The 23595-nt window shown below is 32.3% G+C and carries 24 protein-coding genes; all 24 read left to right on the forward strand.

Going from position 1 to position 23595, the window contains the following annotated elements:
* The 24 genes from FVE74_RS00990 (at position 1) to FVE74_RS01105 (ending at position 23365) form a co-directional block, all read left to right on the forward strand.
* Positions 1–627, forward strand: coding sequence for a DUF445 domain-containing protein (locus FVE74_RS00990; RefSeq protein ID WP_147002806.1), 627 nt, complete (start codon positions 1–3; stop codon positions 625–627).
* Positions 628–688: 61 nt separating this feature from the next.
* Entirely contained in the window at positions 689–1699 is a 1011-nt protein-coding gene (ruvB, locus tag FVE74_RS00995; protein ID WP_147002807.1) for a Holliday junction branch migration DNA helicase RuvB, read from the forward strand.
* A 253-nt stretch (positions 1700–1952) separates the two neighbouring features.
* A complete protein-coding gene (locus FVE74_RS01000; RefSeq protein WP_147002808.1) occupies positions 1953–2666 on the forward strand; it encodes an RsmE family RNA methyltransferase in 714 nt (237 codons plus the stop codon).
* Positions 2667–2972: 306 nt separating this feature from the next.
* A complete protein-coding gene (rsfS, locus tag FVE74_RS01005) occupies positions 2973–3323 on the forward strand; it encodes a ribosome silencing factor (protein WP_147002809.1) in 351 nt (116 codons plus the stop codon).
* Positions 3324–3347: 24 nt separating this feature from the next.
* On the forward strand, positions 3348–5324 hold the full coding sequence (gene mrdA / locus FVE74_RS01010; RefSeq protein ID WP_147002810.1) for a penicillin-binding protein 2: 1977 nt from the start codon (positions 3348–3350) through the stop codon (positions 5322–5324).
* A gap of 21 nt (positions 5325–5345) precedes the next feature.
* Positions 5346–7217 (forward strand): ribonuclease J, encoded by a 1872-nt coding sequence (locus FVE74_RS01015; RefSeq protein WP_147002811.1) that lies wholly within the window; start codon positions 5346–5348, stop codon positions 7215–7217.
* 1 nt (position 7218) lies between these two features.
* On the forward strand, positions 7219–7554 hold the full coding sequence (yhbY, locus tag FVE74_RS01020) for a ribosome assembly RNA-binding protein YhbY (protein ID WP_018499440.1): 336 nt from the start codon (positions 7219–7221) through the stop codon (positions 7552–7554).
* A gap of 24 nt (positions 7555–7578) precedes the next feature.
* Positions 7579–8040 carry a divergent PAP2 family protein gene (locus FVE74_RS01025; protein ID WP_018499439.1) on the forward strand — a complete coding sequence of 154 codons (462 nt, stop codon included), beginning with the start codon at positions 7579–7581 and terminating at the stop codon, positions 8038–8040.
* A 205-nt stretch (positions 8041–8245) separates the two neighbouring features.
* Complete coding sequence (locus FVE74_RS01030) at positions 8246–8905, forward strand: amino acid ABC transporter permease (protein WP_147002812.1); 660 nt, start codon at positions 8246–8248, stop codon at positions 8903–8905.
* Complete coding sequence (locus FVE74_RS01035; RefSeq protein ID WP_146997814.1) at positions 8886–9563, forward strand: amino acid ABC transporter permease; 678 nt, start codon at positions 8886–8888, stop codon at positions 9561–9563. The genes FVE74_RS01030 and FVE74_RS01035 overlap by 20 nt, the downstream gene beginning before the upstream one ends.
* 27 nt (positions 9564–9590) lie before the next feature.
* Positions 9591–10373, forward strand: coding sequence for an amino acid ABC transporter ATP-binding protein (locus FVE74_RS01040; protein ID WP_147002813.1), 783 nt, complete (start codon positions 9591–9593; stop codon positions 10371–10373).
* Between the two features lie 58 nt (positions 10374–10431).
* Positions 10432–11697, forward strand: a complete 1266-nt coding sequence (locus FVE74_RS01045) for a dicarboxylate/amino acid:cation symporter (RefSeq protein WP_147002814.1) — start codon at positions 10432–10434, stop codon at positions 11695–11697.
* Between the two features lie 32 nt (positions 11698–11729).
* Positions 11730–12677: an ATP-grasp domain-containing protein gene (locus tag FVE74_RS01050; protein ID WP_147002815.1), complete on the forward strand. Its 948-nt coding sequence runs from the start codon at positions 11730–11732 to the stop codon at positions 12675–12677.
* A 37-nt stretch (positions 12678–12714) separates the two neighbouring features.
* Entirely contained in the window at positions 12715–13563 is an 849-nt protein-coding gene (locus FVE74_RS01055; protein WP_147002816.1) for a cysteine ABC transporter substrate-binding protein, read from the forward strand.
* Between the two features lie 593 nt (positions 13564–14156).
* The gene (recG, locus tag FVE74_RS01060) at positions 14157–16226 is read left to right on the forward strand and encodes an ATP-dependent DNA helicase RecG (RefSeq protein ID WP_147002817.1); all 2070 of its coding nucleotides are present in this window, start codon (positions 14157–14159) and stop codon (positions 16224–16226) included.
* A gap of 26 nt (positions 16227–16252) precedes the next feature.
* The gene (locus FVE74_RS01065; protein WP_147002818.1) at positions 16253–17137 is read left to right on the forward strand and encodes a DMT family transporter; all 885 of its coding nucleotides are present in this window, start codon (positions 16253–16255) and stop codon (positions 17135–17137) included.
* 100 nt (positions 17138–17237) lie between these two features.
* Positions 17238–17753, forward strand: coding sequence for a peptide deformylase (gene def / locus FVE74_RS01070; protein ID WP_147002819.1), 516 nt, complete (start codon positions 17238–17240; stop codon positions 17751–17753).
* 65 nt (positions 17754–17818) lie between these two features.
* Positions 17819–18769 carry a methionyl-tRNA formyltransferase gene (gene fmt, locus FVE74_RS01075; protein WP_018499219.1) on the forward strand — a complete coding sequence of 317 codons (951 nt, stop codon included), beginning with the start codon at positions 17819–17821 and terminating at the stop codon, positions 18767–18769.
* Positions 18770–18884: 115 nt separating this feature from the next.
* Positions 18885–19538 carry a redox-sensing transcriptional repressor Rex gene (locus tag FVE74_RS01080; protein ID WP_147002820.1) on the forward strand — a complete coding sequence of 218 codons (654 nt, stop codon included), beginning with the start codon at positions 18885–18887 and terminating at the stop codon, positions 19536–19538.
* 97 nt (positions 19539–19635) lie between these two features.
* A complete protein-coding gene (gene folD, locus FVE74_RS01085; protein ID WP_147002821.1) occupies positions 19636–20493 on the forward strand; it encodes a bifunctional methylenetetrahydrofolate dehydrogenase/methenyltetrahydrofolate cyclohydrolase FolD in 858 nt (285 codons plus the stop codon).
* A 21-nt stretch (positions 20494–20514) separates the two neighbouring features.
* Complete coding sequence (gene accB, locus FVE74_RS01090) at positions 20515–20994, forward strand: acetyl-CoA carboxylase biotin carboxyl carrier protein (protein ID WP_147002822.1); 480 nt, start codon at positions 20515–20517, stop codon at positions 20992–20994.
* Between the two features lie 39 nt (positions 20995–21033).
* On the forward strand, positions 21034–22347 hold the full coding sequence (locus tag FVE74_RS01095) for a hemolysin family protein (protein ID WP_147002823.1): 1314 nt from the start codon (positions 21034–21036) through the stop codon (positions 22345–22347).
* Positions 22334–22786: an NUDIX domain-containing protein gene (locus FVE74_RS01100; RefSeq protein ID WP_147002824.1), complete on the forward strand. Its 453-nt coding sequence runs from the start codon at positions 22334–22336 to the stop codon at positions 22784–22786. The genes FVE74_RS01095 and FVE74_RS01100 overlap by 14 nt, the downstream gene beginning before the upstream one ends.
* Before the next feature lie 48 nt (positions 22787–22834).
* Positions 22835–23365, forward strand: a complete 531-nt coding sequence (locus tag FVE74_RS01105; protein ID WP_147002825.1) for an adenine phosphoribosyltransferase — start codon at positions 22835–22837, stop codon at positions 23363–23365.
* The last annotated feature ends 230 nt before the right edge of the window (positions 23366–23595 follow it).

Here is a 23595-nt window from a genome sequence, read left to right on the forward strand (position 1 = left end):
TTGGAAAATTTGTTAATCCAGCTTGCCATAATGGTTTTTGTTGGAATACTTATAGGATGGTTTACAAATTATTTGGCTATAAAATTGTTATTTAGGCCCTATAAGGAAGTAAACTTCCTATTTTTCAAAATACAGGGATTAATTCCCAAAAATAGAGATAAAATTTCAGAAAATATAGCGGAAACGATAGAAAAGGAACTTATTTCAGTAAAATATATTACTGAAAAGCTAAAAGACAGCGATGTTATAAATGATGAAGTTTTGGATAAACTATTGGACAAAATTATAGGAGAAAAGCTGAAAAAAAGCATATTAGAAAAAAATCCGCTATTAAAAATGTTTTTAAATGATTCGGTAATTGAAAAAATAAAAGCGTATTTTAAAAAGGCAATTTTAGAAAATAAAGAGGAAATAGTGGAGGAAATCTTAAAAATTGCAGAAGACAAAATTGATTTTAAGGAAATCATGCTTGAAAAAATGAAAAATTTCTCGTTAGAAGAAATGGAAAAAATAATTTTGTCTGTGTCTAAGAATGAATTAAAGCATATTGAAATTATTGGTGGAGTATTGGGAGGAATAATCGCATTATTTCAGTTTTTTATAATGTTATTATTAAAACAGATATAAAATAATATTTTAAATAAAAACAATTAGACTAGAGGATTTAAAGAATTATTGAGGAGAAAAAATGAATGAAGAAAGAATATTGGAACCTAAGGAATTGGGAGAGGACAATATTCAGAAAAGTTTACGGCCAAGGACTTTTAAGGAATATATTGGCCAGCAGGATTTGAAAGAGAAGATGAATATATTTATAAAAGCTGCTAAAATAAGGAATGAGTCGCTGGATCATATTTTGCTTTATGGGCCTCCAGGGCTAGGGAAAACTACGCTTGCAGGAGTTATTGCTACGGAAATGGGAGTGAATCTGAAGGTGACAACTGGGCCTGTGCTGGAAAAGGCAGGAGATTTGGCGGCTATTTTGACGTCTTTGGAGGAAAATGATATTTTATTTATTGATGAAATTCATAGATTGAATACATCTGTGGAGGAAATTTTGTATCCTGCGATGGAAGATGGAGAACTGGATATTCTTATTGGGAAAGGGCCGTCTGCTAGAAGTATACGTGTGGAATTGCCGCAATTTACGTTGATTGGGGCAACTACAAGGGCAGGGCAGTTGAGTACGCCGCTTAGGGATAGATTTGGAGTTACTCATAGGATGGAATATTATAAGCTGGAAGAATTGAAGGAAATTATACGAAGAGGGGCGAATATTCTTGATATTTCCTATGATGAGGATGGAATTACGGAAATTGCCAAAAGAAGTCGAGGGACGCCTAGAATTGCGAACAGGCTATTGAAAAGGGCGAGAGATTTTGCACTTGTGGAAGGTTCGGGAGTTCTGGAAAAGGAAAGCGTGGATGGAATCCTGAAATTGTTAGGAGTGGATGAAAATGGCCTGGATGAGCTTGACAGGAATATTTTGCTGTCGATTATAAATGTTTATAATGGAGGACCTGTTGGAATCGAAACTTTGTCGCTTTTGCTCGGGGAGGACAGACGGACAATTGAAGAGGTTTATGAGCCATATCTTGTAAAAATTGGGTTTATAAAAAGAACTCCACGTGGAAGAGTTGTGACAGAATTAGGATATAACCATTTAGGAATTGAAAAAATATTTAGTGGAAAAAAATAAAAATTTAAAGATAACAATTGACACTAAACTCCAATTAAAAAGCCAAATTATACTAGATCTGTTCGATAACAAAAAAAATTTAGAATTTAATAAAATAAATATACTGAAGCAAGGGATCTTGACATCTTGTAAAAATAAAAAAACTTAGGTTATTGAATATATCTATTGGATTTTGAACTTTTTCAAAGAATTTATAGTAAATTTGCTATTTAAGTGGAAAATGATATTAAGTAAAAAATGAGGTGAAAAACTGTTGTTGACAGTAATAGCGGAAAAAGAAAATATTGATGAAAATAATGGAAAAATTTTGATAAAAGACAGATCAGACTGTAATCATGTTCAAAATGTGTATCGTTTAAATATAGGTGATGAATTGCGGGTAATTGACGGGGAATGTGAATATTTTACAAAAATTGCTGAAATTTCAAAAAAGGAAATAGTTGTAAAAATATTGGAAAAAAAAGAAGACAGTTATTCTTTGAGTATAAATATTGATATTGCGATGGGGATTTTGAAAAATGAAAAAATGAATTTAGCAATACAAAAACTGACAGAAATTGGTGTAAATCGCATAATTCCTTTAAAAACTGAACGAGTTGTTGTAAGAATTAATGAAAAAAAGGAAAAATGGGATGTCGTTGCAAGGGAAACGCTGAAACAATGCAGAGGAGTGAAATTTACTGAAATTACATCTGTAAAGAGACTTTCGGAAATTGATTATCAAAAATATGATAAAATAATTTTTGCCTATGAAAATAGTGGTGAATCAAAATCTTTATCAGAAATAATAAAAAAAGAAGATAAGAATATTTTGTATATAATTGGGCCTGAAGGTGGAATTACAGCGGATGAAGTTGATTTTCTAAAAAATAATAAGGCAATAGAAATTAGTTTGGGAAAAAGGATTTTGCGGGCAGAAACTGCGGCAATTGTTGTCTGTGGCATTATTGCTAATTTTTATATATAGCTTTTTATTTTACTAAAATTAAGAAATAAATTGAAAATTAGCTGAATATATAATATAATATACAATAGCAGTAATAAATAATTTATACAAGGATTTTTGTGCAATTATTAAATATTTTAAGTTAATTATTAATAATTTTTTTTATTTGATGCCCATTTTCTTTTTGACTAAATTTTGATTAATACTTGTTTTAGTCAAATCAGTTATTATAGTTAAACTTAAATTGTATTGATTTTTTTAAATAAAAAATTAAAGCAGAAATAATTTGATAAATAAAAAAATATAAAAAGAAAGGAAGTTCAGGAAATGAGTGAATTGAATAACAATTATGAAAAGGAAGTTCAGGAAATAATTGATATTATGGAGGATAAGAAGGCACAGAATATAAAAGTGTATGATATGAGAGGAAAATCGCCATTTTTTGATTATTCAATATTGTGTACTGGGAGTTCTTCTAGAAATATTGAAGCGATAGCGACTGATATAAAGAAAAGCCTTGAAAATGTGAAAAATGTGGAAGGGCTTGAGGAGGCTAACTGGGTTCTTATTGATGCCGGAGATATAGTTATAAGCGTGTTTAGTAAAGATGCTAGAGATTACTACAGACTGGATGATTTTTATAATGGCGTGAATGAAGGAAACGAGGAAACAGAATAGATAACAGTTATAAAGAGGAAAATTATGAGAGAATTAGATAAAGAAGAGAAAAATGTACGATTTATTGCCTTTCTTATTCTTGTCGGAGCTGTTTTTCTAATATTAATTGCACGTCTGTTTACATTGCAGATATTAGAGGCTTCACAATATGCAGAACAGGCATTGCAAAATAGAATTAGAACAAATATAATAAAAGCTACACGTGGAGAAATTTACGACAGGGAAGGTAAATTGCTTGCTAAAAATACAACAGGATATCAGCTGGTTCATATGCATACATATACGTTAGATCCAAATGACTTGAAACTTTTAAAGGAAGTTAAGGGAATGACGCCAGAAAAGATGGATGCTAGGCTTGCTAACGAACGTAAGGCTGTGGCAAAACGGATTAAGGAAACAATGGGCGATATAAATACTATAAGCCAGCTTACAGGATATCAGGTTGACTATCTTATAGATAGATTTTATAAGCAGCAAAGAATGGGAACTGATAAAAAGATACTTGTTATTGAAGATTTAGACAAGCAGGTGGCATTAAGGGCAATTGAAAAAATTAATAATGACAGAATCGACATTGTGGAGTATAATAAGAGATTTTATCCTGAAGATGCGCTTGCATCGCATGTTATTGGATACGTAAAGCCTATTAGTGAAAAGGAATTCAAGGATCTGGAAAAGGATGGATATAGAAATAGTGACCTGATTGGTAAAAAAGGTGTTGAACGTTCTTACGACAAGGAAATGAAAGGTCAAGACGGTAGGGAAAATGTTGAAGTTGATGCTAAAGGAAATGTTATAAGGCAAGTGGAGGCAACAGAAAGTGTTGCAGGAAAAAATGTCTACTTGTCAATTGACATGGAATTGCAAAAATATATGACAGATGCATTTTCAGGTAAAAGCGGGGCTTTTATTGCAATGGAAGCTAAAACTGGAAAAATAATTACATTTGTAAGTAATCCTGAAATCAGCTTGAATTTATTAAGTTCGAGAATACCTGATAATCAATGGACTGAACTGGTAAATTCAAAGGCAAAGCCGCTTGTTAATAAGGGAATTGCTGGACTTTATCCACCAGGATCGACTTTTAAAGCGGTAACGGGAATGGGAATACTGGAATCTGGAATTTCTCCTTATGCTACTGTAAATTCAACTGGACAGTACAGATACGGGAAGTTAATATTTAGGGATTCGCATAAATCTGGAAGCGGAATTACCAATTTTGCAAAATCCATAGAGCAATCTGTAAATACATATTATTATGTATTTTCACAAAAAGCTGGAATTAACAATATTGTAAAATATGCAAAGGAATTTGGAATTGGATCTAAGACGGGAATTGACATTCCTGGAGAATTGACAGGAACATTGCCTAGTCCTGAATGGAAGAAGAAAAGATTTAAGAAGAAACAGGATCAGAGATGGCTGCCTGGAGATTTGATAAATATGTCAATTGGACAAGGATATGTTTTGGCAACTCCAATTCAAATTGCCTCAGTTTATCAAACTATAGCTAATAATGGTGTAAAATTAAGACCTACGGTTGTTGACAGATTTGTGACATATTCAGGAAAAGTTGAAAATAATAAGCCTGTAGTAATAAAAAAATTGAAGGTAAGTCCAAAGAATTTGAAACTATTACAAAATGCCTTGAGATTGCCGGTAAGTGGTCCAGGTGGAACAGCTAAAGTTTTATATATACCAAATTATCCAGTTTCAGCAAAAACAGGGACTGCACAAAATTCAGGATTTGGAGATAACCACTCGTGGATTGCGGGATATTTTCCATCTGATAATCCTCAAATTGTTTTTGTATCAATTGTAGAAGGTGGAGGATATGGAGGAGTAGCCTCAGGAGCTATGGCACAAAAATTCATATACAAATATAGAGATAAATACGTCTTGAAAAAACAGGATGCTGAGAAAAAGAAACAGGAAGAAGAAAAGAAAAAGCAAGAGGAAAAAAATAAGAATTTAAAAAATAATAACAATGTAAAAAATTAAAATGAAGGAGGTGTTTGCTAAATGTCAGAAAAGGAAAAAGGCGAGTTCGGTAATCAAATCTTAAAAAGAAATTTTTCCAAGAAGGAAGATATTAATAAAATAAAATCTGGAATGAAAAGATTTAGAAGGAAAAGTACGAATCGAAGACATTTAGATGAAAAAAATGAAATACGTTATATTCCAAGAGTAAATGATAGGAATAGACATATAGACAGAAAAGTGGATGGAAAAGAAGAAAAAATGTATGTAATCCCACTTGGAGGTCTTGAAGAAGTTGGAAAAAATATGACAGCTTTTCAATACAAGGATGAAATTATTGTGGTGGATGCTGGTCTTACATTTCCAGAAGATGAGCATTTGGGAATAGATGTTATAATTCCTGATTTTTCATATCTGGAATCAAACTGTCATAAAATAAAGGGACTTTTATTGACGCACGGACATGAAGATCATATAGGGGCAATCCCTTATTTTTACCAAAAGTTAGGGACAGAAAATATACCAATGTACGGTGGAAGATTAACACTTGCACTTGCAAGGGCAAAATTTGAAAAAAAAGATGCAAAATTACCAAAGGAAAAGGTTATTAGCGGAAGAACTATTTTAAAAGTTTCAAAATATTTTACAGTTGAGTTTGTAAGTGTAACTCACAGTATTGCAGACTGTTATGCAATTTGCATTAAGACTCCTGCAGCAACTATTTTACATTCTGGGGACTTTAAAGTTGATTTGACTCCTGTTGACGGGGAAGGATTTGACTTTGGAAGATTGGCTCAGCTGGGAGAAGAAGGCGTGGATCTTTTGCTTTCGGATAGTACAAATGCGCAAATACCAGGATTTACGCCATCTGAAAGAACAGTTGGAGAAAGTTTGAAGGATGAATTTGCAAAGGCTAAGGGAAGAATAATTTTGGCAGCTTTTGCTTCACACGTTCACAGATTGCAGCAAATTGTAAATATTGCGACAAAACATGGAAGAAAAATTGCAATTGACGGAAGAAGCATGGTTAAAATTTTTGAAATATGTTCAAATCTTGGATATTTAAAAATACCGAGAGATATAATGATTGATATTGACAAGGTTGAAACTTATCCAGCAAATAAAGTGCTTATATTGTGTACTGGAACACAGGGAGAACCACTTGCGGCACTTTCCAGAATTGCAAACGGGACACACAAGCATATTTCATTAAGAGAAGGAGATACAGTTGTAATTTCTGCAACACCTATTCCTGGAAATGAAAAAGCTGCTACCAAAAATATAAATCAGCTTATGAAACGGGATGCAAATGTTGTTTTTGAAAAAGGAATTGGAATACACGTATCAGGACATGGCTGCCAGGAAGAACAAAAATTGATGATAAATCTTGTGAAACCTAAATATTTTCTGCCTGTACATGGAGAATATGCGATGATTAAAAAACATAAGGAATTGGCAATGGCAGTTGGAATACCTGAAAAAAATGTTGTTTTGGCAGAAAATGGAGCAAAATTGGAATTGTCTAAAAATAGTTTCAGATCTGTTGGAAGAGTGCCGAGCGGGGCTACATTTATTGATGGATTTGGAATTGGCGATGTTGGAAATGCTGTGCTGAAGGATAGACAAAATCTGGCAGATGATGGAATTGTAATTATTACGATTTCTCAATATAGAAATGGAAAATTTAATAGGCAAGTAGAGCTTGTAACACGTGGATTTGTGTATAATAAGGATGCGGAAAGCTTGCTTTCTGAAACAAAGAAACTTGTTAGAACAGAACTTATTAATATGGAAAATGAAGGAATAAAGGAAATTGGAAAAATTAAGCAAAAAATAAGGGCAAAAGTTGGAGAATTCCTTAATAAGGAAACAGATAGAGAGCCTATAATTTTACCAATTATAATGGAGGTTTAGAATGATACAGCTTTCAAGTAAGGAGAGAGCTTTTTTAAGAAAATTGGCACATAATTTAGATCCGATTGTGAGAATTGGGAAGGATGGAATTGATGAAAATGTGATAAATTCCATTGCAGAAGTTGTGAAAAAAAGAGAATTGATAAAAGTAAAAATATTGCAAAATTCCTCAGTTAAATTTGACAGGGAAATGGGAGATGAAATCGCTAGAGGTACAAAATCAATATTTGTTGATAAAATAGGGAATATATTGATTTTTTTCAAGCCTAAACATAAAAAGGATGCAAAAATTACTCCTGAATTTGACAAGTTTAGAAAAAGTAAAGCTAAAAAATAGGAAGAAAATAGAGAGGAAAAATAAATGAGTGGAGGAATACTGTTTGGAAATAGATTACTTGATGTTGCGGTAATTTCATGTTTTTCGGCACAGTTTTACAAAGTTTTTTTCCCTTTATTCAAGGGTCAAAAGCCTCAATGGGCAAGGCTTATCCAGACTGGCGGAATGCCAAGTTCCCATGCTTCGACAGTAGTTTCCCTTGTAACAGGCGTATTTTTGCTAAAGGGATTCAGGTCAGTTGAATTTGCGATTGCAATGGTGTTTGCCGGGATTGTGCTGTATGATGCGACAGGAGTAAGACAGCAGGCAGGAAAGCATGCAAGAGCTATAAATAGGCTGGTGGATGCCATTGAACATAACGATGGTATAGAAATTATTAATGAAAAATTTAAGGAGCTTCTGGGACATACTCCAATTGAAGTATTTTGGGGAAGTATTTTAGGAATTGCTGTTGGACTTTTATTTAAAGGATATATATTGGGATAAATAAAAATATTTTTACTGGAAAATCACAGTTATTAATTTAGCTGTGATTTTTTTATTGAAATAGGAAGAAGTTAAAAAAAATATGTGCATATACAAAAATAATTCTTTACAAATAAATTTTTTTATAGTATAATATTTTTATATACAAATATAAAAGATAAAAAAAGTAAAATATACAATAATATTTTTAGAAAGGAAAAACAAAATGGACTTTAATTTTATAGTAGAAAATATTCCTAAATATTTAGAAGCAATGAAATTAACTGTGTTTATAGGAATTTTTGGAATTATATTTTCAATATTGATTGGGATAGCTTGTGCATTGGTGCTTTATTATAGAGTTCCAGTGGTTAGGCAGATCGTGGGAGTTTATATTGAGCTTTCGAGAAATACGCCACTTGTAATACAGCTGTTCTTTCTGTATTTTGGGCTTCCAAAAATCGGGATTACATTTAATTCGTATGTCTGTGCTGTGATTGGATTATCTTTCCTTGGCGGAAGTTATATGTGTGAGGCATTTCGGAGCGGACTGGAGTCAGTTTCAAAAGGGCAGCGGGAATCTGGACTAAGCATTGGGCTTACAGAATCACAGCTTATAACTAATGTGATACTGCCACAGGCATTTACAGTTTCCTTTCCAGCGATAGCGGCAAATATAATATTTCTTTTAAAGGAAACTTCAGTAATAGGGATTTTGGCTTTAATGGAACTGATGTACCTGACTCGGGATTTGATAGGACTATATTATAAAACGAATGAAAGTCTGTTTATGCTTGTTGCAGCATATTTGATTATTATTTTACCAGTTTCGTTTGTTTTAACAGTAATTGAAAGGAGAATAAGATATGCAACTGTCGGGAATTGATGTTATTTTTAAAGGAGTCAATTTACAAAGACTTATGGGCGGGCTTATTGTGACAGGACAAATTGCCCTTGTTTCCATAGTGTTTTCAATATTATTTGGATTAATTTTAGGAATAGTTATGACTTCAAAAAATAAAATTATTTATTGGACTTTAAAATTTTATCTGGAAAGTATGAGAATCATTCCCTTGCTTGTGTGGCTGTTCATAATTTATTTTGGAATTGCGAAAGGCTTTGATTTGCATATTGATTCAGAGACTACGACAATAATAGTGTTTGTGATTTGGGGAACGGCTGAAATGATGGATATTGTGAGAGGAGCAATTATTTCTCTTCCAAAAATTCAAGGGGAAAGCGCAAAGGCTCTGGGGCTTGATACAAGTCAGGTTTATAGATATGTGCTGCTTCCGCAGGCAGTAAGAAGAATTGCACCTGCAGCGGTAAACCTTATAACAAGAATGATTAAGACAACTTCACTTGCGATTTTTATAGAAGTTGCAGAAGTTCTAAAAATAGGACGGCAAATTATAGAATTTTCAAGCAGGAAAAATCCGATGGCACCATTCTGGGTGTATCTGTTCATATTTTTTCTATATTTCATAATTTGTTATCCAATTACATTATTATCAAAGAAAATGGAGAAAAAATGGGCTGTTTAAAAAATAAAGGAAATGGAGGTAAGCAAAATGGCAGATTCGGAAGTTTTATTGGAACTTTCTGATATAAAAAAAGAATATAAAAAAGGCGTACCCGCACTAAAAGGAGTTTCACTTTCAGTAAATAAAAGCGAGGTTGTAGTAATACTGGGGCCTTCTGGATGTGGGAAAAGTACACTTTTAAGATGTATAAACGGACTTGAAGAAATTCAGTCTGGAGAAATAAAATTACAAGGAAATGTTATTAATAAAGACAAGACAAAATGGCATTTAATACGACAGAGAATAGGAATGGTGTTTCAAAGTTACGAATTATTTGATCACATGACAGTTATGCAAAATCTTCTGTTAGGACCACTTAAAGTACAGAAGAGGGATAAAAAGGAAGTTACGGAGCAAGCGGAAAAACTGCTCGAAAGAGTAGGACTTCTAGATAAAAAGAACTCATATCCAAGAGAACTGTCAGGAGGACAAAAACAAAGAATAGCAATTATAAGATCACTATGTATGAATCCAGAAATAATGCTATTTGATGAAGTTACAGCGGCGCTTGATCCTGAAATGGTAAGAGAAGTGCTGGATGTAATGCTGGAACTGGCAAAGGAAGGAATGACAATGATAATCGTTACTCATGAAATGGAATTTGCTAAAGCGGTTGCGGATAGAATAGTATTTATGGATTCTGGAGAAATCGTTGAAACAAATTATCCGCTGGAATTTTTTAGAAATCCAAAAACTGAAAGGGCTAAGAAATTCTTAAATATATTTAATTTTGAAAAGAAAGATAAGATGGAATCAGCTTTGTTGATATAAATAAAAAATTCAGTAAAACAATTTAGTGAATGCTAATTGTTGAAGGGAGAATAAAAGTATGAAAAAATTATTAGGATTTAGAAAATTGAATTTATTGGCACAGATATTGATTGGTGCATTATTAGGTATTTTGGTTGGGCAGTTATTTCCCTCGTTTGCTAAAGAGTTAAAGATACTGGGAGTGCTGTTTACAAGTTTAGTTCAGATGGTTATTGTGCCGCTTGTATTCCCGCTGGTTGTTTTATCAATAGTTACAATGAAAAATACTAAAAAGTTTGGAAATCTTGCGTTTAAGACATTTTTACACTTTTTCTCAATTACAACATTAGTAATCACGCTTAGCCTTATTTTAGGGAAAGTGACAGGAATTGGTGCAAATATAAAAGCTGGAAGCATTTCCACAGAAGCTATTAAAGATGTTGCTTCTAACATTAATTTAAACGATTTCTTAACATCAATTGTACCTAAAAATGTATTTACAGCATTTGCAGATGGAAATCTTTTACCAGTTATATTTTTTGCAGTATTTCTGGGAATAGCCTTAATTGCTGTTGGAGATGACAATAAACCTGTTATAACATTCTTTGAATCTTGGATAAAGGCTATGTATAAGATTGTAGATTATGCCATTGCATTTGCACCTGTGGGAGTGTTTGGACTGATTGCAAGCAATGTGGCGAAAACTGGACTTGGAGATTTGTATTTGTTAGGACAGTTTGTACTGCTTCTTTATGTTGGATACTTGGCGGCTCTATTAATCGTATTTCCAATTATTGCATATGTATTCAAAGTTCCTTATTTAAAATTATTATCAAATATTAAGGATTTGGTGCTAATAGCCTTTACAACAGGAGGTTCTGCAGTAGTTTTGCCGACGCTTCTTGAACGTAGTGAAGAAAATGGAATATCTGAATCAGTTTCAGCTTTTGCTACACCGCTTGGATATTCATTCAATCTTATTGGAGCCTGCATTTATATAAGTTTATCGGTAACATTTATAACAAACTTGTACTCAACTCCGCTTACATGGGGTCAATTAATTCCATTAATATTATTTTTGACAATAATTACAAAGGGAATTGCAGCAGTTCCATCTGGAGCATTGGTTGTACTGCTTGCAACTGCGGCACAACTTAATTTACCTGCAGAAGGCATTGCCTTGATTGTATCAGTTGACTTTTTGGCAAATGCTGGACGTACAGCGGTAAATGTAGTTGGAAACACACTTATTCCTGCGATTATTGAAAAAACTGGAGAATATGAAGTTGTGGAAACAGAGGAAGTGTATGCTGGACTTCGAGAAAATGCAGCTGTAACTGAATAGACTTTAAAAATAAAAATAGAAAGGATGAAAATATGTCAAAAGTATATATAATTCATGAAAATATGGATTGGACAAGATATCTAACTGCAAGGCTGGATGAATTGTCAGTTCCTTATGAAGAACTGGATTTGTCAGAAGGAATATTAAATATAGGAAAAGAGCCTGAAAAAGGCGTGTATTATAACAGAATGAGCGCTTCTTCACATACAAGAGGGCATAGATATGCACCAGAATTAACGGAGCAAGTCTTAACATGGCTGGAAAACAAAGGAACAGAAGCAGTCCGTGTAGTTAATGGAACATCTGCAATAAATCTTGAAGTGAGTAAATTGAAACAATACATCTTACTGCAAAAGGCAGGGATAAATACCCCAAAAACATTGGGAACTGTGGGAAAAGAGCAAATCTTAAATGCTGCTAAGGAACTTGACACATATCCTTTTATCATAAAGCACAACAGAGCTGGAAAAGGGCTTGGGGTAAGGCTTATAAGAAGTTATGAAGAACTTGACAATTATGTAAATGGAAACGATTTTGAAGATTCTGTCGATGGAATAAGCTTGATTCAGGAATATGTGAAGCCTGTAGATGGACATATCATAAGAGCTGAATTTATAGGTGGAAAATATCTTTATGCCGTAAAAGTTGACTCAAGCGATGGATTTGAACTATGTCCAGCAGATTCGTGCCAGATAAATGATAAATTCTGTCCTGTAGGAGAAGAAGCTGCAGAAAAAACAAAATTTAGAATTATTGAAAGATTGCCAGAAAATCAAATTGAAAAATATGAGAAATTTTTGAAAGAAAACCACATAGATGTGGCGGCAATTGAGTTTATCATAAATGAAAACAATGAAGTTTTTGTTTATGACATAAATACAAATACCAATTACAATGCCGATGCTGAAAAAATAGCTGGGAAATATGCTATGTTGGAACTAGCTAAATATTTAAAAGATGAATTGGAAAAATTAGGATAAGAAATAATAAAAATATTAAATAAATTTGGAGGTAATTATGAAAAAGAATTTTGAAAGGCTTGTAAAAATTATTGCAATCTTAGTTTTAGGAGTATTTGCAATAAGCTGTGGAAAAGGTGGAAAGGGAAGTGCTGAACCGGGATCAATTGAGGCAATAAAAAAAGCAGGAAAAATTAGAATAGGAGTATTTGGAGATAAGCCGCCATTTGGATTTGTTGATGAAAATGGGAAAAATCAAGGATATGATATTTATTTGGCAAAAAGACTTGCAAAAGATTTATTAGGTGACGAAAATAAAATAGAATTTATCACATTGGAAGCTGCAAACAGAGTGGAATATTTATTATCAAATAAAGTTGATATTATTCTAGCAAACTTTACAGTAACAGATGAAAGAAAACAAAAAGTTGATTTTGCAAAACCTTATATGAAGGTATCATTAGGGATTGTTTCGCCAGAAGGTGCTCCAATAAAAGATGTGAAGGAGCTGAAAGGTAAAAAATTGATAGTGAACAAAGGAACAACAGCAGAGATTTACTTCACTAAAAATTATCCAGATATAGAATTGTTGAAATATGACCAAAATACAGAAACATTTAATGCATTATTAGATAAAAGGGGAGCTGCACTTGCACACGATAATACTCTAGTATTCGCATGGGCAACAGAAAATCCAGGATTTGTTGTGGATGTTAAACAGTTAGGGGAACAGGACTACATTGCTCCAGCTGTAAGAAAAGGGAACAAGGAGCTGCTGGACTGGCTAAATGCTGAAATAGATGCTCTTACTAAGGAAGGGTTCTTTGAAAAAGCGTATAAAGCAACTCTTGAGCCTGTTTATGGGAATAAAGTTGATCCTAAAACAGTGATTATCGAAAATAAATAGAATGAGTGAACTACTCCCGCTTTTAGAAGCGGGAGACTTCTTGCTATCTTTTTGTTAAATAATAAAATTTATGAAGATAAAAATTAAACTGCTTCAAAATATTGAGGCAGTTTTGTTTTTATTTTTACTAAATTACAAATAATTATTTATTTGAATGTGAACTACTCACGACTAAAAGTCAAGAGCTTCATAAGACAACTGAAAAAGTAAGTTATCTTCTAAGAAGTTTGATTTTAAAATCCTTATTCTTTTTGGCTAGTCCACAATAGCCGCTACTAGATAAGACATTATGTCTACACTGCTACTTTTTATTTGTATATTATATTTTAAACCCAAATATATTATACTCTAAAATTAGTAATATTGCAAATTTTAAAGCAACATTTTCAATGTTGGTGTATTCATCTCATGGCTAAAGCCACGAGTGTTCTAACGCACTTAATAAAATATAAGATTAGTTATGAAAAATGTTATTCTATTTTTTATTAAATATGGAAAATTTAAATAAATTATGGTATTATTATAGTAAAATTAATTTGATTTATACATACAGATTTAATTTGAAAAGTAATATAAATAAGGCGGAAATGACTATGAAAACATATAACTTGCTTTATGAAAATTTGGAAAATGTAAAAATAAAGGGTGTTACAAAAACAAATATTCCAAAATTTAAAAAATTGGGAGTTTCTACACTTTATGATCTGCTTTATTTTTTTCCAAGAGCTTATGAAAATAGAAATAATCATAAGAAAATCGGTGATATTTTGGCAGATGAATTTGTGATTTTGCAGGGAACAGTTGTAAATGTGGTTAATCAGTATATAAAATCTGGAAGGACTATGTTTCGGGCTGTTTTGAGTGATGATAGCGGAATGATTGAGCTTGTGTGGTTTAATAACAGGTTTGTGAAAAATGGAATTCATATTGGGGATGAAATTACTGTTTATGGAAAAGTGAGAAAAACTATGAAATTTCAGCTTGTAAATCCTGAATATAAAAAAATCAAGCAGGCTAGTTTTGATATGCAGGAACAAAAGCAGATATTGCCAATTTATCCGTCTACCGAGTCACTTAGACAGCAGGCAATCAGAAAAGTTATGGAAAATGCCTTGATGGATTATGGATATTTATTACAGGAAAATCTACCAAAGGAATTTTTACAGAAAGAGAAACTGCTTGGAAGAAAAGAGGCGGTTTTAAATATTCATTTTCCAGAAAATGAGGAAAAGCAAAGTAAGGCACGAAAAAGATTTATGTTGGAGGAAATTTTGCTTCTGGAAATGGGAATTTTACAAAATCGTTTCAGTGTAGACAAGGCAAATAAGAATATTTATAAACTAGAGGACAACAAAAATCTTGTGAGCAAATTTATAAAGAGTCTGGATTATGAATTGACAAAAGCTCAGAAACGTGTGATAAAGGAGATTTATTCTGAATTAAAGGGTGGAAAGATTGTAAATAGGTTGATTCAGGGAGATGTTGGTTCTGGAAAGACGATTGTTTCATTTATAATGCTTCTTTATATGGTTGAAAACAATTATCAAGGTGTAATTATGGCGCCTACAGAAATTCTTGCAACACAGCATTATCTAGGAATTGTAGATGAATTTATGAATCTAGACATACGAGTGGAACTTTTGACTGGGAGTGTGAAGGGAAAGAAAAAGGAAAAATTACTGAACGAGATAAAAGAAGGGCTTGTTGACATTGTAATTGGGACACATTCTCTAATCGAGGACAATGTAATTTTCAAAAATCTTGGACTAATTGTAATTGATGAACAGCATAGATTTGGGGTAACACAGCGAAAACTTTTACGTGACAAGGGAAATCTTGCCAATTTAATTGTTATGAGTGCCACTCCAATCCCACGTTCGCTTGCACTTACAATTTACGGAGATTTGGATGTTTCGATCATTGACGAGCTGCCTGCTGGAAGAAGTCCGATTAAGACAAAGTGGATACAAAATGAAATTGACAGGCAAAAAATGTATAATTTTATGGAAAAGAAAATGAAGGATGGACGGCAAGTTTATATAGTGTCGCCGTTAATTGAAGAAAGTGAAAGCCTGAATGTAAAATCAGCACAGGAAACATACGAAGAATACATTTCAATTTTCCCAAATAGAAAAATCGGACTTATGCACGGACGGCAAACTTACAAGGAAAAGCAGAAAGTCATGGAACAGTTTAAGAATCATGAACTTGACATTCTAGTTTCCACAACAGTAATCGAAGTTGGAGTAAATGTGCCAAATGCTTCGATTATGGTAATCCGTGATGCTCAAAGATTTGGACTTTCCTCGCTTCATCAGCTGCGTGGAAGAGTTGGACGTGGGAAATACCAGTCCTACTGCTTTTTGGAATCCGAAACAACAAATGAAATTTCGGCAAAAAGGCTGGAAGTTATGGAAGAAACGACAGATGGATTTAAAATTGCTGAAGAAGATTTGAAATTACGTAATTCTGGGGAAATTTTAGGAACAAGGCAAAGTGGAGTGTCTGATATGCTTTTTACGGATATTGTAAAAAATGTGAAGGAAATTAAACTTGTGCATGATTTTGTGGTGGAATATTTGGAAAAAAATGATGGGAAAATAGAAAACGAATTTTTGAAAATGGATATTTATAAAAAGTTTTTCAATAATTCAGAAGATTAATTTGAAATATGGTAAGGAGAAATTTTGTGAAACAGTATTTGGCAGATTTTGGGCTGCTTTTTGTGGGGATATTTTGGGGACTTGGATTTGTATTTGTAAAAATTGGGTTAAATACTGGAATTGATCCATTTTATTTATCGGCGATTAGATTTCTTGTAGGAGGGCTTATTCTTTACGGGATTTTCTTTAGAAAAATTGGTAAATTTACAAAACATGATATTTTTGCTGGATTGATAGTTGGAATTTTTCAGTTTTTTGGATATGCCTTTCAAACTTATGGGGCAATGCTTACGACTGCCAGTAAAAATGCTTTTTTTACTTCGATTAATGTTATAATTGTGCCTTATATTTTTTGGCTGCTGCATAAAAAGCGTCCCGATGTTTTTGCATTTCTGGCTTCAGTTATTTGCGTACTAGGAGTTGCTGTAATTAGTTTTGACAGGAAGATGAATCTTGCAAACCTTAATTTTGGTGATATTTTGACAATTATAAGTGCGGTGTTTTTTGCGGGGCAGATTGCTACAAATGGATATTTTAGTAAAAAGGTTGAGCCGTTAAAATTGGTCGTTATACAGATGTTTGTGGCGGGAATATTATTTGTAGCAAACTTTTTTATTTTTTCAGATGTGGGTAAAGTTGAAAAGCCTGCTGGAATGATGCTAGTTTCGATAATTTATTTGACAATTTTTTCAACGGCGATACCGACAGTGCTGCAGACATTTTGCCAAAAATATACGACTTCTACGAGGGCTTCAATTTTAATGTCGACAGAATCGTTATTTGCTCCACTTTTTGCATTTTTTATATTAAGTGAGAGATTGTCGCTTAGAGTGGCAGTTGGGGCTGGATTGGTACTTTTTGCGGTGCTTGTGTCGGAGACTAAATTAGGATTTAAGAAAATTGAGAAATGAAAAATAAAAAATTAATTGATGTTTTGTATTAAAATTTATCAAATAATATGATAAAATAAAATGTATAATAATGAGTTTAATAAGGAGAGAAAAAATAAAAATGAAAATAGTTTTATATGGACATCCAACTTTACGAGAAAAAGCGGAAAAAGTTGATGAAGTTGATGATAATGTAAGAGAAATTTTGGATGAAATGGTTGCTCTTATGAGAAAGGCTAATGGAGTGGGACTTGCAGCGAATCAAGTGGATATTGCTAAAAGGTTTTTTGTGCTTGAGCACGACGGGATTTTGAAAAAAGTTGTTAATCCTGAAATTTTGGAGTTTTCTGAGGAAATTGCAGATATGGAGGAAGGATGCTTGAGTATTCCTGGGGTTTATAAAAGGGTTAATCGTCCTGCAAAAATCAAAGTAAAATATTTGAATGAAAATGGGGAAGAAGTTGTTGAAGAATTGGAAGAAATGTGGGCTAGGGCATTTCAGCATGAATTTGACCATATTGAAGGGATTTTGTTTACAGACAGGCTTTCAATTTTGAATAAAAGGCTTGTTGCTAAAAAGCTGGATGTTCTGAAGAAGGATTTTGCCAAGGGTAGAATTTACAGGGACTTGGATTAGAATATTATTTTTATTTAAATAAAATAAACGTGTTTGGAAAAAAGTCAGGAAAGTGGGGAAATTAAATGAAAACAATATTTATGGGAACACCTGAATTTGCAATACCAAGTTTGGAAGTTGTATTTAAAAATACTGATTTACAGCTTATTTTTACAAAAGAGGACAAAAGGAATGCTAGAGGAAATAAAATAATATTTTCTCCTGTAAAGCAGTTTGGAATTGATAATAATGTGGAAATTATTCAGCCTAGAAAAATGAAGGATGAGGAAGTTATTAATAAAATTAAGGAAATAAATCCTGATTTGATTGTGGTTGTGGCTTATGGGAAAATTTTACCAAAAGAAATTATTGATATTCCCAAATATGGGATAATAAATGTTCATTCTTCACTTTTGCCAAAATATCGGGGAGCTTCGCCTATTCATTCTGCTATTTTAAATGGAGATGCCGAAACTGGAGTGAGCATAATGTATATTGAAGAAGGGCTTGACTCTGGAGATGTGATTTTGAGGGAATATTGTGAAATTACAGAAGATGACACTCTTGGAACTTTGCACGATAAATTGAAGGAATTAGGAGCAGATGGGCTTACTAAGGCTTTGAAATTGATTGAAAATGGGGAAGTTCAGGCGGAAAAGCAGGATGACAGCAAGGCTACTTTAGTGAAGCCGATTACGAAGGAGCAGGCAAAAATCGACTGGAATAATACAAAGGAAGTCATTTATAATCAGATACGTGGATTGAATCCGTTTCCGGCGGCATATACTTTTAATGAAAAAGGTGAAAATATAAAAATTTACAAAAGTGAAAAAATTGATAAAAAGTATGAGGATGAAAATGGAAATGAAATAGAAAATGGGACAGTTGTTGAGATTATTAATAAAAAAGGGCCTGTTGTGAAAGTTGCAAATGGTGGGCTATTGATTTTGCAGGCAAAATTTGAAGGGAAAAAGCTTCAAAGGGGAGCCGATATTATTAATGGACGTAAAATGACAGCTGGAGAAAAGTTATTATAGCGTCTATCTTAAAATGTGGGTAGAAAGTTAGGCTATATTTATAGCTAATCTATTTTTTTGAATGTTTTATTATAATTTTTAAGTGGATAATTTTCTAATTTTCATAGGAGGAAATATGAAGTTAAAAAAATTGGAAATTTCAGAAAGAGTTGTACAAAGATTGACAGAATATTTATCTATTCTAAAGGAAGCGAGAAAACAGGATAATGAAATAAATTCAATTGAACTTGCTAAAATTATGAATACCACTTCTGCTCAAGTGCGTAAGGATTTATCGACATTTGGTGAGTTTGGTGTGCGTGGAAAAGGTTATGATGTTGATAAATTGATAGAAATTATTACAGAAATTCTTGGAATTGACAAAATTAACAATGTTATAATTGTAGGGCACGGTAAAATGGGAGAAATGCTTTCATCAAATTTAGATGTTCTAGGTGAAGGCTTTAAAATTGTTGGAATATTTGACAAGGATAGTAATAAAATTGGAAAAGTAGCTGCAAATGATTTGATTGTTCAAGATATTAGAAATGTAGGAGAATTTATAAAAAATATGAAAAATGATTCTAATACGAAAATTGATATGGCAATTTTGGCAGTTGTAAAGGAACAGGCACAAATTGCAGCGGAAGGACTTGTAAAAAATGGAATTTCTGCGATACTCAATATGACGACTTATAAATTGGAACTAGGTGAAAACGTAAAAGTTGTGGATATGGATATTTCAGCAAAATTGCAGGAATTGAATTTTTGGAGAATAAATAATAATTAATTGAAAAATGTAAAAAAATAAAAGTTGAAAAATGTTGTATTAATCAAGTTTTGTAGACTTTTAAAAATAATAAAAAAAGAATATTGAAAGGAGAGCTATGACTATAATTGATGGAAAAGCACTTTCAGAAAAGACTTTGGAGGAAATCAAAGAAGTACATGGTGAATTGCAGGAAAAGGCTGGCAGAAAAGCTGGGCTTGCGGTAATTATAGTAGGAGAAAATCCAGCTTCTAAAATTTATGTGAGAAATAAAATAAGAGCTTGTGAAAAAGTTGGATTTCATTCTGAAACAATCAGACTTGATGAAAATATTTCAGAGGAAAATTTACTTTTGGAAATTGAAAAATTAAATAATGATGACAATATAGATGGTATTCTGGTTCAACTGCCGCTTCCAAAGCACATTGATGAACTGGAGGTTATAAATGCAATTTCAGCAGAAAAGGATGTGGATGGATTCCATACAACAAATATTGGGAAAATGATGATTGGAGATGAAACAGGATTCTTGCCTTGCACACCCTTTGGAGTAATTCAAATGTTTGAAGAATATGGCATTGAATTGCCGGGAAAAGATATTGTTGTAATTGGGCAAAGTAATATTGTAGGAAAGCCAATGTCGCTTTTATTAATGCAAAAGCATGCGACAGTTCAAACTTGTAATTCAAGAACTAAAAATTTGTCTGAAAAGCTTCAAAAGGCTGATATTATAATAGCGGCAGCAGGATCTCCAAAATTAGTTAAAGGTTCAGATGTGAAAGATGGAGTTGCTGTAATTGACATTGGAATAAATAGGGTAGATGGGAAAATATGCGGAGATGTGGATTTTGATGAAGTTTCAAAAAAAGCCTCATTTATTACACCAGTTCCGGGCGGAGTCGGTCCAATGACAATCGCAATGCTAATAAAAAATACATTAAAATCATACAAACAGAAAATAAACAAATCAAAATAAAAAAAGAAAGTGAGAAAATTAATGAAGGATAAAATTAAATTTATTGAAAAATTAGCTGAAAGTATGAATGAAAACAAAATTGAATCTGTAAAATATGAAGATAATAATTTTGAAGTTTCATTAACTAAGAAAAAAAAGGAAAGAAATGTTATTTTTGGAAGTCCAATAGCTCAACCTGTAGTGGCTTCAAATATTACGCAGGAAGTGGAAGTTCAAGAAGCGGAAGATTCTGCTCCAGTACAGCAAGCGACTCCAGAAGAAATTTCAGGAACAAAAATTACTTCTCCAATGGTTGGAACTTTTTATGGTTCGCCATCACCAGCGGCAGGTCCATTTGTAAAGGAAGGAGATTCTGTAACAGAAGGGCAAACGCTTTGCATAGTTGAAGCAATGAAACTTATGAATGAAGTTAAATCAACAGTTTCAGGGAAAGTTAAAAAGATTTTTGTTAAGGATAACGAAAGTATAAAAAAAGGTCAAACATTAATGATTATTGAGTAATTTTTATAAAAAATATAAATAAAAAAGAAGGGATAAAATTTGGAAGAGAAAAGGATTTTGTTGAATATTGTTCTGTTGTTAGTTTTATTGTTTTTTACATCATTTTTATCAGCTGCAGAATCTGCATTGTCATCACTTAAACAGATTCACTTAAAAAGCGATTCAAAGGAAAAGGAAAAAACTAAGGAAAGCGAACTTTTAAAACTTTGGCTGGAAAATCCAAATGAATTGCTTACAACACTTTTGTTTGTAAAGACAATTTCTTATTCTTCAATGGTTTTTACAGGAATTTATTTAATAAAAAAAATCTATGCAAAAGGTCTTTATTTGGGGATTTCATTTTTTGTATTAATTATTTTTATTTTATTATTTTCAGAATTAATTCCAAGATTGGTAGCTAGAAATAATATTTATGGAGTTTCTAGAACATTAATAATACCGTTAAATACAGTGAGAATTGTTTTAAGACCGTTAATTCAGCTGTTTATACATATTTCAAGATTTGTTGTTGGAATATTTAAAATAAAAGTAAAGGATCAGATGTTTGAGATAACAGAAGATGAAATTTTGACTTTTTTAAAGGCTGGAACAGAAAGCGGTGTGTTTGAAGAAGGCGAAGAAGAAATGATAAGCAGTATCTTTGAATTTTCAGAAACGACCGTTAAGGAAATACTTACTCCCAGAATAGATGTTTTTGCATTGGAGGCTGAAAACAGAATTGAAGATGTATGGAATGAAATTTTAGATCAAGGATTCACACGTATTCCTATCTATAACGAAACGATTGACAATATTGTAGGAACAGTTCATATGAAGGATTTGCTTCATTATGACAGGCAAACAGGAAATAATCCGCCTATAAAGGATTTTATGAAGGAAGCCTACTTTGTTCCAATTACAAAGCCGCTAGTCGAATTACTGGAAGAATTTAAGTTAAAGCAGCTTCATATGGCAATTGTAATTGATGAATACGGAGGAACTCAGGGAATAGTTACAATTGAAGACTTGCTGGAGGAAATTGTTGGGGAAATAAGGGATGAATTTGATCAGGAAGAGGAAAATATTCAACAAATTCGTGAAAAAATATTTGATATAAGAGGGGACACGCCTATTGAGGAAATAAATGACAAATTGGAAATAGAAATCCCAGTATCTGAAGAATATGATACAATTTCTGGATATATTCAGGATAAATTGGGAAAAGTTGCTGAAGTTTTCGATCAAGTTAAGGAAAATAACTTTATATTGAAAGTAACGGATGTAGATAATAAACGTGTTGAAAGAGTAAGAGCGATTATTATTGAGCAAAAAGAAGACAAGGAAGAAGTAAGGAGAGAAAATGGAAGAGATTAGACCTCGAATACGTGTAGCAGGAATTCTTATTGAGAATGACAAAATTTTACTAATCCAGCATTACAAAAATAATAAAAAATACTGGCTTATTCCTGGTGGAGGAAATGACTGGGGCGAAACTGCAAAGGAAGCATTAATCCGTGAATACAAGGAAGAAACAAATATGGATATAGAAGTTGATGAGTTTTTATTTTTTTCAGAAACTATTTATCCAAATAAAGAGCGTCACATTTTAAATTTATTTTTTAGAATACATCGCAATGAAAAAAATGACAGTATCATAAAATTAGGAGATGAAGCTGTTTTAACCGATTTGAAATTTGTAACAAAAGAAGAACTCAAAAAAATGACAGTTTATCCAAATATTAAAGAGAATTTATTAAAATTAATGAATGGCGAAAAGGTAGAAAATTATTTAGGAAGTTTATGGAATGAATAAAAATTCTAATATTATAATTAAAATTTCAGAAAAGAGGAAAAAAATAAAATGACAGTTGAAGAAAAAGAAGAATTAAAGAAATTAGTGCGTTCAGTGAAGGATTTTCCAGAAAAGGGAGTAACTTTTAGAGATATTACAACAGCTTTAAAGGATAAAAGAGGATTGGAAATTATCATAAAGGATTTTACAGACAGATATAAAAATAAAGGAATTGATTATGTAGTAGGTGCCGATGCGAGAGGTTTTATTTTTGGAGCTGCAATTGCATATAATATCGGTGCTGGATTTGTTCCGGCAAGAAAGCCTGGAAAATTGCCAGCAGAAGTGGAAAGTGTGGAATATTCATTGGAATATGGAAAAAATAGCATAGAGATTCACAAGGATGCCTTTGAAAAAAATTCAAAAATATTAATAGTAGATGATCTGTTAGCAACAGGAGGAACAGCCGAAGCAATGGTTAAGCTAGTGGAAAAATTAGGAGCTAAAGTTTACGAGTTAGCATTTATGATAGAATTAGTTGATTTAAAGGCTAGAGATTTGCTGAAAGGTTACGAAGTGTATACTCAGTTAAAATATTAAATAATCAAAAAACAAAGTACCTAAAATAATATCAGGGTACTTTTTTTACAAAAAAATTTTTTAAAAGAAACTGTCTAAAATGCTTGAAATATGGTATTTAATATGGGCTCTCAAATTGAATTTTGAAAAAAATCAAAAAAATTTCAAAAAAGTAGTTGACAAATATTTTCTTTTATGATAATATATATCTTGTCGATACGAAAATGTATCAACGGACAATAGAGATATTA

The sequence above is a fragment of the Leptotrichia wadei genome, assembly GCF_007990445.1.
Classification (GTDB): Bacteria; Fusobacteriota; Fusobacteriia; order Fusobacteriales; family Leptotrichiaceae; genus Leptotrichia; species Leptotrichia wadei_A.

Bases quoted from the DNA above. Each gene is read 5' to 3' on its own strand.
- ruvB (WP_147002807.1), top strand. From the start codon at position 689: ATGAATGAAGAAAGAATATTGGAACCTAAGGAATTGGGAGAGGACAAT.
- rsfS (WP_147002809.1), top strand. From the start codon at position 2,973: ATGAGTGAATTGAATAACAATTATGAAAAGGAAGTTCAGGAAATAATT.
- mrdA (WP_147002810.1), top strand. From the start codon at position 3,348: ATGAGAGAATTAGATAAAGAAGAGAAAAATGTACGATTTATTGCCTTT.
- FVE74_RS01015 (WP_147002811.1), top strand. From the start codon at position 5,346: ATGTCAGAAAAGGAAAAAGGCGAGTTCGGTAATCAAATCTTAAAAAGA.
- yhbY (WP_018499440.1), top strand. From the start codon at position 7,219: ATGATACAGCTTTCAAGTAAGGAGAGAGCTTTTTTAAGAAAATTGGCA.
- FVE74_RS01025 (WP_018499439.1), top strand. From the start codon at position 7,579: ATGAGTGGAGGAATACTGTTTGGAAATAGATTACTTGATGTTGCGGTA.
- FVE74_RS01030 (WP_147002812.1), top strand. From the start codon at position 8,246: ATGGACTTTAATTTTATAGTAGAAAATATTCCTAAATATTTAGAAGCA.
- FVE74_RS01035 (WP_146997814.1), top strand. From the start codon at position 8,886: ATGCAACTGTCGGGAATTGATGTTATTTTTAAAGGAGTCAATTTACAA.
- FVE74_RS01040 (WP_147002813.1), top strand. From the start codon at position 9,591: ATGGCAGATTCGGAAGTTTTATTGGAACTTTCTGATATAAAAAAAGAA.
- FVE74_RS01045 (WP_147002814.1), top strand. From the start codon at position 10,432: ATGAAAAAATTATTAGGATTTAGAAAATTGAATTTATTGGCACAGATA.
- FVE74_RS01050 (WP_147002815.1), top strand. From the start codon at position 11,730: ATGTCAAAAGTATATATAATTCATGAAAATATGGATTGGACAAGATAT.
- FVE74_RS01055 (WP_147002816.1), top strand. From the start codon at position 12,715: ATGAAAAAGAATTTTGAAAGGCTTGTAAAAATTATTGCAATCTTAGTT.
- recG (WP_147002817.1), top strand. From the start codon at position 14,157: ATGAAAACATATAACTTGCTTTATGAAAATTTGGAAAATGTAAAAATA.
- def (WP_147002819.1), top strand. From the start codon at position 17,238: ATGAAAATAGTTTTATATGGACATCCAACTTTACGAGAAAAAGCGGAA.
- fmt (WP_018499219.1), top strand. From the start codon at position 17,819: ATGAAAACAATATTTATGGGAACACCTGAATTTGCAATACCAAGTTTG.
- FVE74_RS01080 (WP_147002820.1), top strand. From the start codon at position 18,885: ATGAAGTTAAAAAAATTGGAAATTTCAGAAAGAGTTGTACAAAGATTG.
- folD (WP_147002821.1), top strand. From the start codon at position 19,636: ATGACTATAATTGATGGAAAAGCACTTTCAGAAAAGACTTTGGAGGAA.
- accB (WP_147002822.1), top strand. From the start codon at position 20,515: ATGAAGGATAAAATTAAATTTATTGAAAAATTAGCTGAAAGTATGAAT.
- FVE74_RS01100 (WP_147002824.1), top strand. From the start codon at position 22,334: ATGGAAGAGATTAGACCTCGAATACGTGTAGCAGGAATTCTTATTGAG.
- FVE74_RS01105 (WP_147002825.1), top strand. From the start codon at position 22,835: ATGACAGTTGAAGAAAAAGAAGAATTAAAGAAATTAGTGCGTTCAGTG.